This is a genomic window from Vibrio qinghaiensis (assembly GCF_002257545.1).
Classification (GTDB): Bacteria; Pseudomonadota; Gammaproteobacteria; order Enterobacterales; family Vibrionaceae; genus Vibrio; species Vibrio ordalii.
The window spans coordinates 980,091-994,501 of record NZ_CP022742.1 but is presented as its reverse complement, the minus strand read 5'-3'; the positions used below and the strand labels follow the sequence as shown (position 1 = coordinate 994,501).

At 45.5% G+C, this 14,411-nt stretch carries 8 protein-coding genes and 1 pseudogene; 7 read left to right on the top strand and 2 right to left on the bottom strand.

Going from position 1 to position 14,411, the window contains the following annotated elements; genetic code table 11:
* The first annotated feature begins 94 nt into the window (after positions 1-94).
* The 3 genes from CCZ37_RS18230 to CCZ37_RS18220 all read left to right on the top strand — a co-directional run bounded on the left by CCZ37_RS18230 (position 95) and on the right by CCZ37_RS18220 (position 6,956).
* Positions 95-4,057, top strand: coding sequence for a hybrid sensor histidine kinase/response regulator (locus CCZ37_RS18230; RefSeq protein ID WP_094501945.1), 3,963 nt, complete (start codon positions 95-97; stop codon positions 4,055-4,057).
* Positions 4,058-4,219: 162 nt separating this feature from the next.
* The gene (locus CCZ37_RS18225) at positions 4,220-5,956 is read left to right on the top strand and encodes a methyl-accepting chemotaxis protein (protein ID WP_094501943.1); all 1,737 of its coding nucleotides are present in this window, start codon (positions 4,220-4,222) and stop codon (positions 5,954-5,956) included.
* A 385-nt stretch (positions 5,957-6,341) separates the two neighbouring features.
* Positions 6,342-6,956 (top strand): LysE family translocator, encoded by a 615-nt coding sequence (locus tag CCZ37_RS18220; RefSeq protein ID WP_094501941.1) that lies wholly within the window; start codon positions 6,342-6,344, stop codon positions 6,954-6,956.
* A gap of 97 nt (positions 6,957-7,053) precedes the next feature.
* Here CCZ37_RS18220 and CCZ37_RS18215 read toward each other — a convergent pair whose 3' ends face one another.
* Together CCZ37_RS18215 and CCZ37_RS18210 are read right to left on the bottom strand one after the other, a co-directional pair.
* A complete protein-coding gene (locus tag CCZ37_RS18215) occupies positions 7,054-7,263 on the bottom strand; it encodes a hypothetical protein (RefSeq protein ID WP_010319361.1) in 210 nt (69 codons plus the stop codon).
* 83 nt (positions 7,264-7,346) lie between these two features.
* Positions 7,347-7,534: pseudogene (locus CCZ37_RS18210) on the bottom strand (glyceraldehyde-3-phosphate dehydrogenase); the annotation flags it as partial.
* 224 nt (positions 7,535-7,758) lie between these two features.
* Between CCZ37_RS18210 and CCZ37_RS18205 the strand changes: the two are divergent.
* From CCZ37_RS18205 to CCZ37_RS18190, 4 genes are all read left to right on the top strand, one after another.
* Positions 7,759-8,175 carry a hypothetical protein gene (locus CCZ37_RS18205; protein ID WP_094501939.1) on the top strand — a complete coding sequence of 139 codons (417 nt, stop codon included), beginning with the start codon at positions 7,759-7,761 and terminating at the stop codon, positions 8,173-8,175.
* Positions 8,176-8,256: 81 nt separating this feature from the next.
* On the top strand, positions 8,257-9,720 hold the full coding sequence (locus CCZ37_RS18200; protein WP_094501937.1) for a TolC family protein: 1,464 nt from the start codon (positions 8,257-8,259) through the stop codon (positions 9,718-9,720).
* 9 nt (positions 9,721-9,729) lie between these two features.
* Positions 9,730-11,232, top strand: coding sequence for an efflux RND transporter periplasmic adaptor subunit (locus CCZ37_RS18195; protein ID WP_094501935.1), 1,503 nt, complete (start codon positions 9,730-9,732; stop codon positions 11,230-11,232).
* The gene (locus CCZ37_RS18190) at positions 11,229-14,357 is read left to right on the top strand and encodes an efflux RND transporter permease subunit (protein WP_094501933.1); all 3,129 of its coding nucleotides are present in this window, start codon (positions 11,229-11,231) and stop codon (positions 14,355-14,357) included. The genes CCZ37_RS18195 and CCZ37_RS18190 overlap by 4 nt, the downstream gene beginning before the upstream one ends.
* The last annotated feature ends 54 nt before the right edge of the window (positions 14,358-14,411 follow it).

Here is a 14,411-nt window from a genome sequence, read left to right as displayed (position 1 = left end):
GAAAGGTGGGTTTGTGTCTAAACTTACTTGTAACTATAGCTAAGCTTATCTGTAGTGCAGTGAAAAAATTGTTAATCATCAGAAGGCGCTTCACATGCGATCCATCCGAACTCTATTCACCGTTTTATTTATCGCAATGGGGTTATGCTCTATTGCGATGTTTAGCATCACGGGTAAAGTAGCGGCTCTGAGAACGGAGAGTCGGCAACTTAACGATGAACTTTACCAATTCTATCGTCTGTCACAAGAGTTGAAGCAGAGTTCGGATCATCTGACTAAGTTTGCTCGCGCTTACGCATCGACTGGTGATGAAAAATGGCTCAATCTTTTTAATTATGTACTCAATGTCAGAAATGGCTCTGCGCCTTTGCCGAAAGGTAATGAGTATGCGTTTTGGGACGTGGTTGCGCAAAACGATCACCTCGTTCGTTCATTAGGTGGTGACCCAACCCCCCCTTCTTTGCTTGATAGAATGCGACTTTCAGGGATTGAATCGATAGAGTTCTTGGAACTCAAAAACGCGCTTATGTTGTCTGATTCATTGGTGTCACTCGAAAGAGAAGCCTTCATGGCTATTAAAGGATGGAAAAAGAATAGCCAAGGCGAATTTTCCGATACGGGGGAGCCGGATCTCGATTTGGCACGCTCGCTTCTTTATGGACAGCAATATTTCTCTGAAAAAGCAAAAATCATGCAGGCGATAGGCTCTGCACATCAATCGATCATGCAACGCATGGAGCAAAATATTCAGAGTGCTGACAGCGAAGCGCTGCACTATGAATGGATAAGTTTAGTGCTCGTATTAACCTTGCTCAGTGTGATTATTATTTCTTTTATTTTGTTATGGCGTCTTTACATCAATCCGTTAAGTCAACTATTGCAAACGGTTGTGACTCAAGTCAAACGCGAAGATTACGCTTTTACGATCACTCAAACTGCCTATGCAGAGCTGCAACATTTTATCGACAGTTTGAATGTGGTGTTTCATCACATCGCTGAGCAGCTTAGCCAAAATACCTTGCTTAAAGATTTCAATATCATCCTGCGCAAAAACGATTCTACGGACCGTTTATGTAATGAAGTTACACAATTTTTGCTGCATCAATTTCCTTTGGAAATGGTTGGCATGTACATCTATCAAGAGGGCGTATTAAAGCGAGTTGCTGGTGTGGGTTATGGTGAGAACTCGGCCAGACAATACACCGATCCATCATCGACGCAGCTCAGCGTGCTGCTCAGTGGCCAGCCCTATGCGATGAAAGCACTCGATGGCAACTGTCACATTGAATTTAACGGTGGCAAGTTAGCCATTAACGAAGTGTATTATTTACCCTTACATGTCAATCAGTACCCGGTAGCCTTGTTAGAGCTAGGAACGATCGGGTCGTTGTCGAGTTTACAATTTCAGTGGTTATCGCAAATGTTGGATGACCTATCGGTTAGTATTCAACTAAGCCAAAATGTTGAAATTCAACGCCGAGCCGAGCAGAAAGTACTCGAACAATCTCAACTCAATCAAGAGATCCTCGACGCGACGCCGAACCCCATGTATTGCTTATCGGCTTCCGGTGCGTATCTCACTATTAACGCTAAGTTTATGGACTTAGTTGGCCTGTCGGCTGAGCAAATTATCGGTAAATCGCCGCAAGATATCTTTCAAAATGAAACAGCGGCCATTTTTGCCAAAGTACATAAAAGGCTCGGAGAGGAGCAATCTTCGCAAGATTACGAGTTGTCTCTCTATGACGCTTCGCACCACAAAAGAGAGATGTTGGTTTATGAAGCTTCTTTCCAAAATAACCGTGGTGAAGTCTCTGGGATTGTTGGCATTTTGCTTGATTTAACTGATCGCAAGCAGATGGAGGAGCAATTAAGAGAAGCTAAAGAGACCGCAGATGCGATGAGCCAAGCCAAAGGCGATTTCCTTGCGAACATGAGCCACGAGATCCGTACACCAATGAATGCCATTTTAGGTATGGCCCATCTAGCGCTCAATACCGAGCTCAATCCTACGCAACAAAAATACATTTCACGGATTAATGAATCGGCGAAGAACTTGCTTGGCATCATTAACGACATTTTGGATTTTTCCAAAATAGAGGCGGGCAAGCTGAATGTTGAGCACATTGATTTTAGCCTTGATGAGGTATTGGATAACCTCACCACCTTGATTTCGCTAAAAGCCCAAGAGAAAAACATCGAGTTTTTATTAGACATCGACCCACATATTCCTGTGGGCTTGGTGGGCGACCCACTGCGTTTAGGGCAAGTCCTTGTTAACTTATGTGGCAATGCGGTGAAATTTACCGAACAAGGGGAGATCATCGTTTCGGTGCGAGTCGTGGGGCAAAACGACGCTAACGTCACACTGAAGTTTACTGTTTCTGATACGGGTATTGGTATCGCTGAATCTAACATTGGCACATTATTCTCTGCTTTTTCTCAAGCAGATAATAGCATTACTCGCCAATATGGAGGCACAGGCTTAGGGCTTAGCATCAGTAAACAGCTAGTCGGATTGATGGGTGGCGACATTCAAGTACGCAGTGAAGAAGGGTCAGGATCCACCTTTGAATTCACGATTGAGTGTGGGTTGCAAGAAGCCAAAATGCGCGATATTGCCAAGCCATTAATTGCTCTTGCAGGTAAGCGAGCATTAGTGGTTGATGACAATGATTCGGCACGTAATATTTTAATGACGTTGCTCAATGCGATGCATTTTGAAGCGAAGTCAGTCAGTAACGGTTTTGAGGCGCTAGATGAAATTCGCAATACGCATTTTGATATGATGTTTATTGATTGGAATATGCCGGGCATGAACGGTATAGAGTTGCTACAAAGAATGAAATCATTGGGGGCTTTTGATAACACCAAACGATTCCTCGTCACGGCTTATGGGCGAGAAATCTCCTTGGTGGGAGAAAACAGTAAATTGGTTGATGCTTTGATTGTGAAACCAGTGAACCCATCAAATCTCCTTGATGCCATTATGGACAGCTACGGAATTGAACAATTAAGGCAAAGCCATGAGCATCTTGATTATGATATAAGGCCATCATTTATGGGGCAAAAAGTGCTGTTAGTAGAAGATAACGTAGTAAATCAAGAAGTGGCGCTAGGTTTATTGGAAAGCACCCAATTGAGTATTGTTGTTGCCAACAATGGGCAAGAGGCATTGACAAAATTGCAGCAAGAGGCCTTTGATTTAGTGCTAATGGACATGCAAATGCCGATTATGGATGGCATCAGTGCAACCAAAGAAATACGTCAATATGAGAAATGGAAAGCGCTACCGATTGTCGCAATGACCGCCAACGCGATGTCTTCAGATGTCGAGCACTGCTTAAATGCAGGTATGAATGATCATGTGGCGAAACCAATTGATGTACAGCGCTTGTACCACGTACTACGCAAATATTTAAAGGCGGATGAAACCACTCCAGTACCCTCTACGGTATTACCGAATCAAGTGAAACCGAGCACTGGCTACCCAGAATTGACCGGTATTGATGTGGAGCAAGCGATTTTCCGAATTGGTGGCAATGCGCAGCGATACTTTGAAATATTGGATCACTTCCTTGCCAGCCAGCAGCAAGAAATAGCCACATTCCCTAAATTGATTGATAAGGGGCTGTGGGAAGAGGCAGAGCGAGTGATGCATACCCTAAAAGGCTCCGCGGCTAATCTAGGAATTGAGCCTATTGCACAGCTAGCCAACGAGATGGAAGGGGTAGTACAGCGACATAAGCAACCCGCCATTCAAGATCTCAATACGGTATCAAAGTTGATGTCTACTTTGTTGGATGAGCTAAGAAATTGGGAGCAGACACAATCACATCCGCAGCAAGAGCACGGTGATATTGCATTGCTCTACCAACAATTAGTGCAATGTGTTGAAAACTACGATGCTGATGCGATTCATATGATCCACCAAGTTAAACAATGCAATTTATGGTCTGATGAGCAAAAGAAAAGTTTGATGCATGCGATTGAAGATTTTGATTTTGAAGCGGCTAAAGAGGTGTTGGCTCAGTTGCCAGTACCGACTGAAAAATAAGTTGAAGTATGATAGTTCTTAAAATTGATGCAATTGATGCAATAGATGCAATAATTGTGGCGTAAAATTCGACACTTTGGCCATTCTCATCCTATGCTAAAAGCAATAATAACAATGAACAAACAAAAATAATTTCGTTGATAAATGAAGAAGGATACTTTTATGAATATCAACAACACCATGAAGCTCGTGTTTGCGGTGATCGGCATTGGTATTGTCATCAGTGTTGTGACGGTATTACAGCTCAATGGGCTAATGCAGCAAGTTGATCATATGGCTCAAGTTCGTTACCAATCTTATCAAGCGGCCGATGAGCTTCGTCAAAGCTCTGATGACTTAACTCGGTTAGGCCGAACTTACGTGGTCAGTGGCGATGAAAAATACGAAAAAATGTACATGGATATTCTTGATATTCGTAATGGTAAGAAACCTCGCCCGCAGAACTACCACACTATATATTGGGATCTTGTGCTGCAATATGGACAAAAACCTAAAACAGACGGTAAAAATATCTCTCTTAATCAAATGATGACTGATCTTGGTTTTAGTCAGCAAGAGTTTAATTTTCTCAAAGAAGCTCAAGCCAATTCAGATGGCTTGGTGAACATGGAAGTTAAAGCGATGAATGCTGTTAAGGGCCTTTACCCTGATAGCAATGGCAACTATACGGTTAGAAAAGAACCAGACCGTAATATGGCGATATCTCTCTTACATAGTAATGAATACCACCAAGAGAAAGCCAAAATTATGGCCCCGATCGATAAATTCTTTATTGAATTAGAAAATCGAACCAATAAGCAATTCATGGATGCGGCGCAGAAAGTAAAAAGTACGGTATTGGTTGGAAATATCTCATTACTCAGTGTTTTTGCTATCGCTATTATCGGTTATGTGATGGTGAACCGGAAAGTGGTAAAACCGATTGATACCATGGCTAAATTGCTACAACAAGTAGACAAAAATTCTGATTTGACTTTGCGAGTTGACGACAACAGCCACAACGAATTGGGTATAATCGGTGGCACTATCAATAAAGTGCTTGGTAGTTATGCCACCACCATTAGCAAAATAAATCAAGTAAACCACACTATTTCTACTATCTCTGAAACCATCAGTGACGTCACTAAACAAAACGTTAAAGTGGCGAATCAGCAAAATCAAGAGCTTGAAATGGCAGCAACGGCGATGGAAGAGATGACATCGGCGCTTTCTAGTGTTGCTGAAAGCACGACTATGGCAGAAAAGTATGCAGGCAGTGCGGAAAAAGAAGCCAGTACCAGTAAACAAGTCTTTGATAAAACAACTCATGAATTTGGTGATTTAGAGGGTGAATTTACCAAAACATCTGAGATCATTCAGCAGCTTGCTAATGAGTCTAATAACGTAGGGAATGTGCTTGATGTGATTAAAGCGATTGCCGAGCAAACCAACCTATTGGCATTAAACGCTGCGATAGAGGCCGCTCGTGCGGGTGAGCAAGGTCGCGGTTTTGCGGTGGTAGCGGATGAAGTACGCTCACTTGCCCAACGAACTCAACAATCGACGGGTGAGATTGAAAGTATGATTTCGATGTTGCAGGAAAAAGCAGAACAATCGACCAAAACGATCCGAGTGAGTGCTGATAAAATGCAGTCAACACGTGCCAATATGTCGGTGGCGAACGAAGCGCTTGGTACCATCCAAGGATCGGCAATTGAAATTCACAAATTGAATACGTCGATATCGGCCGCAACAGAAGAACAACTGTCCGTGAGTGATGAAATTTCTAGTAACCTTAGCAACATTAAAGCCCTTTCGGGTGATATGAGTGTTGCTATCAATCAACTCGGTCCAGTTGTTGTTGATTTACAACGTAATGTCGATGAATTAAGTAGTGCGATTAAGCACATTCGCACTTAAATTTAATATCCTCCCCTTGCTATTTTCTTAGGCTCTCTATAAGGAGAGCCTTTTATTTGGCCAAAAATTTTTTTAGAATGATGTTCGATGAGTTGTTATGGCAATACTGCAAGGCGTTAGGCTTTCTCCACTTTTTGGGGCACAAGGTAACCGCGATAGGTTAAAGCTCTTATTCCTAGTGTCCTTTCCTAAATATCGTTCTGGCGGTTAGTATACGTTGAAGCAAAATAAGATATCTCTATTCAAGTTGAGCTCCGTTTATTGGGGAGTATAGCGACTTGCCTGAAAGGTCGAGCCGTTAGGTTGTATAATATCCAGGTAGCATTATACGAGCCAGTCCGTTATCGTCATTACTTTGAATTGCTGAAATAACAGCGAGAAATCCATGACATTCACCGTTTGGTTATCACTATTTACCATTTGTATTTTAGGCGCGATGTCGCCAGGGCCGAGCTTGGCAATGGTGGCCAAGCACAGCCTCGCTGGTGGGCGTAAAAATGGGTTGGCAACGGCGTGGGCGCACGCATTTGGTATTGGTGTTTATGCCTTCATTACCTTGATTGGCCTAGCGGTTGTACTGTATCAATCCCCCTTGCTGTTTAAGACAGTGGGCTATGCAGGTGCGTTGTATTTGGCCTATTTGGGTATCAATGCATTACGTTCCAAAGGGGGCGTGGCGGCTAAATTAGAATCGGGTGAGATGGTCAGTGTGTGGCAGTCGGCTAAAGAGGGGTTATTGATTTCTCTGCTTAGCCCTAAAATCGCGCTATTTTTCATCGCGTTATTCAGTCAATTTGTCGCCATCGGCAACGAACTGAGCAGCAAAGCCATTATTGTGTTAACACCATTTTTAGTGGACGGGATTTGGTATACATTCATCACCCTGATTCTTTCTAGCCCGCTCTTACTCGATAAACTGCGCGCACGAGCCGCATTGATTGACCGCTTGTCTGGTGTGGTACTGATTGCGCTTGCAATCCGCGTCGTCATGACTCTTTAGTTGATACCAAAAAAGCGGGAGGAAATCAAAAAAGCGGGAGGAAATACCTCCCGCTTCTTGTTTCGCCGTGCCAATGAAAGAGTGGGAATAGGGTTGTTCATCGATAGTGTGCTTGAGTTTTTTCTTCATATTCACCTTCAATAACGTAGCCGCTTTTTGGCGTAAAGGTGTGGCGCTTGAGCTGCTTTTCTATACGTTTTCCAGTGATGATCGCCGCAATAGCGAGAGGGATGGCGAGCAGCAAACTCAGCATTAACGCGAAAAACCCTACAACCAGCGCTAATGTAGTTACAATAAATCTATTCATAACCTGTACCTCTTTCTGAATTAAAGCTAGGTTAGCGCAGCTAAGATGAATCCAACATGAACGTTTGGATACAACGGGATAGATTAATCTATCGAAGGGAAAGTTCGGTAACGAACACCCAGCATCTGCTCCGTACAATGTACAACTTGGCCGCTTAGCCAAATTCATTGTCATACCAAATGTAGAACACGCAGCGATTATCTTGAGCGATGGTCGCTGCGCCATCAACCACGCCAGCATGGCGAGAGCCAACTAAACTGTTGGCTAGGATGTATTACTCCTAAGGATGATAACAATGGTAATACTTACTCACTTCTCAATGAAGGCATGGTTGTTCTTACTCTACTTAATGCCAGTAGCAGATTGTCAGTTAGACTACTTAGTCGTGTAATCATAAACGTATTTTTATCGATTTTCGAAATTTAAATTAATTGACCTTACCCCTAGGGTAAGCTTTAGTCTGTGGGAGTTTTCAGTCAGATAGTGATATTGGATATGCAACTTTCGCTGCATACAATTTGGGTTTCCATGTTGGTGATGATGACGCTGCTTGCTTCAAGCTTAGTGTCTAGCGCACCATTAATGGCGATCACAATGTCACCGACTTCGGCTGTATCACATTCAGTGACTGACGATGCAAACCCGCCGCAACACTGCTCAAATATGAGCGCCGCTCACCATGATTCCGATGCAAGTGACATGACTTCATCAGCGATGAGTAACGGTTGTATCGATCACAGCGACCAAGGTGCTGATTCCTGTTGCAGTGTCATGTGCATGACCACGTTAGCTTTCTTTATCACTGAACACCAACCCTTCACACCTCACGCGGTTTTATTGTTGATCAATGCAGAAGCAACGCGTGGCATTGTGATGGTCGCTCGCTCACTTTACCGTCCCCCTGTCGCTTAATTTCCCTTTCATTACGCTTATGGCGTGTTTGTGCGGCCTTTAACTAGGTGCGTGACTCTCTGTTGCATCTCAATCTTTGCGATGCATGAAAGATGGAATTTTATTGTGAACCTTAAACTCTCTGTGATCGCTTGGTCGATCAGTATAGTGGGCGTTTTGTCATTCCCCTTAATGGTGAGGGCAGCCCCACAAGCCGCGATGGCTCAGCCAGATTCGCATGCAAAACAATTAGCTCAGCTGATTGACGCTGCATTATCGAATGATGCCGTCCGCAAGCAATATTTTGCTCAATCTCAAGCAATACAAGAAACGGGAATGGCCAGTTCAACCCTAATGGATCCTAAGATCAAAGTTGGCTTTGGTGGTTTGCCCATTGATAGTTTTAAGTTTGATGAAGATCCTATGACTAACATTTCTGTGGGTTTAATGCAGCAGTTTGAACGGGGTTCAAGCTTGGCATTACAAGCGAAAAAAGCAAAGCAACAAGCCAGTGGTGTTGCGCTTCAGGTTAATTTACGTGAGTTGGAAGTGGCAAACAGCATGACTCAATTATGGTTAGAGTTAGGCTACCAACAACGCGCTGAACGTATCGTGCGGGCAAACCAAACCTTAATGCGTGAGCTGGTCGGTTTTATTGAAACGAACTATTCATTAGGTAAAAGCGAAGCGCAAGATCTGCTGCAAGCGCAGCTACAAGTTTCCAAGTTGGACGAAAAATTACAAGCCAATCAACAAACGCAGCAACGCATTGTGTCGCAATTATCCGAATGGTTAGGTAGCGAATGGTTAGGTAGCGCTTGGTTGGTTGAACAGCCTATGTTAGCCGCTGAAGAGCCAGTGAACTGGTCCCGTTTGGAAGCGCAATTGGCGGCCATGAATGACAGCACCACTCACTATGCTTTATTGGTCACTCACCCGATGGTCGGCATGGCAGAAGCGACAATTCACACCAACCAAACGCAAGTCGAAATAGCACAAACGGCCTATCAACCTCAGTTTGGTGTCGAAGTGATGTACGCCTATCGCCAAGCAAGCAGCATGCAAGGTGGGCCCGCAGCCGATATGGTCAGTGCTTATCTCACCATGGATATCCCGCTGTTTACAGGGAACCGTCAAGATAGAAATCACGCGGCGGCGCAATATCAAGTGGGCGCGGCTAAATCACAGCGTGACGTTCTATTGGCGCAGATGAACGCCAAAGTGAATGCCTTACTGGTTGACAAAACGAACCTCGAACAGCGTTTATCGCGCTATCAAACCACCTTATTAACGCAAGCGAAAGCGCGCACTCAAGCGGTTGAGAGAGGCTATGAAAACAATACCTCCCAGTTTAATGATGTCGTCAGTGCCGCCAGCGATGAATTGGCGTTACAACTAGAGCAAGTACGCCTAATGGCCGATCTAAATCTAACCAAAAGTAACCTTGCTTATCTGTTAAATGGGTTCGATTTTCAAGTTAGCGCCCCTTCACTTACCTCTTTAGAAACACTTACGTCTGTAGAAACACTTACGTCTGTAGAAACACTTACGCCTGTAGAAAAGTAGGAGAACTCAATGAAATCATTAAACATAGCCGTACTTTCCTTAGCGATAGGTGGATTACTGGGGTTTGGCATCAATCAATACCTGTCTGGTCATGATATGGAGGCGATGAACTCAGCCAATGCGACGTCTGAGCCGCTGTATTGGGTTGCGCCGATGGACCCAAACTATAAACGCGATAAACCGGGTAAGTCGCCGATGGGGATGGACCTCATCCCGGTGTACACCGAATCGCTGACGCAAGCACAAGAGAAGAGTGGCACGGTGACCATCAGTGCTGCGGTCGAAAATAACCTGGGTGTGAAAACGGAACCCGTGGTGTTTGCGCCGTTATCTCCACGCATTGAGACAGTGGGCTACATTGCATTTGATGACAGTTTATTGTGGCAAACGAACGTTCGCGTTGCCGGTTGGGTTGAAAAACTGAACATTAATGCGGTTGGAGAGCGGGTTCGTAAAGGCGATGTCTTATTTACGCTCTACTCACCAGAGTTGGTTAAAGCGCAGGAGGAGCTGTTAAATGCCCATCGAGCCAGCCGTGAAAGTTTACTGAAAGGCGCAACCGAGCGTTTGGTTTCACTGGGGGTTGATCGTGAACAGATCAGACAGATTATTGCTCGAGGCAAAGCCACTCAATCGATAGAGGTCAAAGCCATTGCTGATGGGGTGATTGCGAGTTTGAATATTCGCGAAGGGGGTTACTTATCGCCAGCGCAAGCGGTGATAAGCGCAGGCCCTTTAAGCGAAGTGTGGGTCGATGCTGAGGTATTTGAGCGCCAAGCACATTGGATTACGTCGGGTAGTTTAGCGTCAATGACACTGGATGCTCTTCCCGGCAAGGAGTGGCAAGGGAAGATAGATTACGTCTATCCCATTTTGGATCCGAAAACCCGAACGCTGCGTATGCGTTTGAAATTTCTTAACCCGAATGGAGAGTTGAAGCCTAACATGTTCGCCAATATCGCTTTGCAGCCCGTATCGCAACAAGCGGTGCTCACCATTCCTAAATCAGCAGTTATTCATTCGGGCGGCATGACGCGAGTCGTACTTGCTGAAGGAAATGGCAAATACCGCTCAGCAAGGATTAAAGTTGGCCGCGAAGCAGGCGAACGCCTTGAAGTTTTACAAGGGTTAACGGAGCAAGACACGGTCGTCACGTCGGCGCATTTTCTGCTGGATTCGGAGTCGAGCCAAAGCGCTGATTTGTCGCGAATTAACGGAGTGGAAGCTGCCAATGAAGCGTGGTTAACGGGTGATGTCAGCACATTGATGGCAGATTTTGGGATGATCACTCTCAATTACAAACCAGTAAGCAAATGGGGTTGGCAAGCAGGTCAGATCAATTTCACGGTCGAGGAGGCGTTGGATCTCAGCTTATTTGCTGAAGGGCAAACGGTTCGATTTCTAGTGGCAAAACAGGGTGACGAATATGTACTAAAAGCACTGGAAGCGAGTGAGCAGGTAAGTAGTGCGACGAACATGACTGCAGCAGAAACGTTAGGAGGTCAACAATGATCGGTGCGATTATTCGTTGGTCGATCAATAACCGATTTTTGGTATTGGTGGCGGCTCTGTTTCTCACTTTGGGCGGACTTTACAGTGTAAAGAACACGCCTGTTGATGCCTTACCGGATCTCTCAGATGTGCAAGTGATCATCAAAACCAGCTATCCCGGCCAAGCGCCGCAGGTAGTGGAAGATCAGGTCACTTACCCACTCACAACGGCGATGCTGGCGGTTCCCGGAGCGGAAACGGTTCGTGGTTATTCATTCTTCGGTGATTCCTACGTCTACATCATCTTTGATGATAAAACCGATATGTATTGGGCTCGCTCGCGAGTATTGGAATACTTAAGCCAAGTGACGCCAAAACTGCCACCCAATGCCAAACCAACCTTGGGGCCAGATGCGACTGGGGTTGGCTGGATCTACAGTTATGTACTGCAAGATAAAACCGGCCAACACGATCTTGCGCAGCTACGCAGTTTGCAAGATTGGTTTTTGAAGTACGAGCTGCAAACGGTGAATGGTGTCTCCGAAGTGGCTACCGTTGGCGGCATGGTTAAGCAGTATCAAGTGCAAATTGATCCGGCAAAGCTACGCGCTTATAACCTGACTTTGCAACAAATCAATGCGGCGATCCAAAATGGTAACCAAGAGTCGGGAGCGTCAGTGATTGAGGTTGCGGAAGCCGAACACATGGTACGCACCAGCGGCTATCTGACCAGTATTGAGGACATTAAAGCGCTACCACTGAAAGTGACCGATAAAGGAACGCCATTATTGTTAGGTGATGTGGCGGATATTAACCTCGGCCCACAAATGCGTCGTGGTATTTCTGAGTTTAACGGTGAAGGAGAAGCGGTTGGAGGTGTGATCGTGATGCGTTTTGGCGAAAATGCTAGCCAAGTGATTGATGACGTCAAAGCGAAATTGACTGATCTCCAACGCAGTTTACCGGAAGGTGTCGAAATTGTTGCCACTTATGACCGTTCAACCTTGATCAATCAAGCCGTTGAAAACCTTTGGCATAAGTTAGCAGAAGAGTTCATTGTCGTTGCGGTCGTGTGTGCGCTGTTTTTATTCCATATCCGCTCATCATTAGTGATTGCTTTGAGTTTGCCCGTGGGCATTCTATCGGCTTTTATTGTGATGCATTGGCAAGGTATCAATGCCAACATCATGTCACTTGGGGGGATCGCCATTGCTATCGGTGCCATGGTCGATGGGGCGATTGTGATGATCGACAATGTGCATAAACACATTGAACGCACCCCATTGACCGACAAAAATCGCTGGCAGGTGATCGGTAAAGCCGCTGAAGAAGTTGGCGCGCCGCTGTTTTTCTCTCTGCTTATCATTACGTTAAGTTTTGTGCCCGTTTTTGCACTCGAAGGCCAAGAGGGCAAGATGTTCTCACCATTGGCGTTTACTAAAACCTATGCCATGGCCGCTGCGGCAGGTTTAGCGATCACGCTCGTCCCTGTTCTCATGGGCTATTTTGTGCGTGGCAATATTATTTCCGAGCACAAAAATCCTGTCAATAAAGGGCTTGTGGCACTTTATCGTCCATTACTCAATCTGAGTTTGAGTTATCCTAAGCGCATGATTGTATTCGCTTTTATGTTAATGGCCTCGACTTATTATCCAATGAGCAAATTGGGTAGTGAGTTTATTCCGCCATTAGATGAAGGCGATCTCATGTATATGCCAACAACCTATCCGGGGATCTCGATTGGTAAGGCGCGTGAGCTATTGCAGCAAACCAATAAACTCATCAAAACCGTACCAGAGGTCAAAACCGTGTGGGGCAAAATGGGTCGTGCAGAAACCGCAACCGATCCCGCGCCTTTGACCATGATTGAAACGGTGATCCAACTGAAACCTCGCGATCAATGGCGAGAAGGCGTAACCACAGAATCGCTACGCAAGGAATTTGACAGCTTAGTGCAATTTCCGGGGTTAACCAACGCGTGGGTGATGCCAATCAAAACACGCATCGATATGTTAGCTACAGGGATCAAAACACCGATAGGTATCAAGATAGCGGGTCCCGATCTCAAACAGATTGAAACCATCGGTGCGCAACTTGAACCTATCCTTAACCGCATTCAAGGCACGGCATCGGTTTATGCTGAGCGTGTGGCTGGTGGCCGTTATGTGACGATAGACATCAATCGGTTACAAGCGGCGCGCTATGGGCTAAGTATTAAAGATGTGCAGCAAGTGGTTTCAACCGCAGTGGGGGGCATGAATGTGGGGGAAACCATCGAAGGGTTAGAGCGTTACCCGATCAACGTACGTTACCCGCAAGATTACCGCGATTCGGTAGTCAAGCTGCAAAACTTACCTTTGGTGACTCAAAACGGTGCACGTTTGGCCTTGGCCGATGTAGCTGATATTCGCTACGAAGACGGCCCGCCGATGATCAAAACTGAAAACGCACGGCCAAACGGCTGGGTCTTTGTCGATATTGATGGACGCGACCTCGGTTCGTATGTGGCAGAGGCGCAACAAGCGGTAGCGGAGCAATTACAGCTGCCAGTGGGATATTCTCTCGTGTGGTCTGGCCAATATGAATACATGGAGCGGGCCAAAGCGCGTTTGAGTGTTGTCGCGCCGATCACAATCGCGATCATCATGTTACTACTCTATTTCAGCTTCCGTCGAATCGAAGAAGTGTTGATCATTATGGCGACATTGCCGCTGGCGATGGTGGGTGGCGTGTGGTTGATGCACTACCTTGGCTACAACTTTTCAATCGCCGTGGGAGTGGGATTTATTGCACTTTCAGGTGTTGCGGTAGAAATTGGCGTGATCATGCTCGTTTATTTAAACCAAGCTTGGCAATACAAAAAAATTGATGCACAAGAAAATGGTGTGGCCATTGACAGCCAAGATCTCATCAATGCCATTGGCGAAGGAGCAGGCCAGCGCGTTCGTCCAGTTATGATGACGGTACTGACGGTTATTATCGGCCTGATCCCGATTATGTATGGCACGGGAACCGGTTCTGAGGTCATGCAGCGCATTGCCGCACCCATGATTGGAGGCATGGCTTCAGCACTATTACTAACCTTATTGGTACTACCCGCGGTATTCAAACTATGGAAAAACCGTGAAATCGCAACACTCAAATAGCGTGCAGTTGGCAAAGTATAAACTAAGCACCAATCGGAAAATAAATAGTAACTG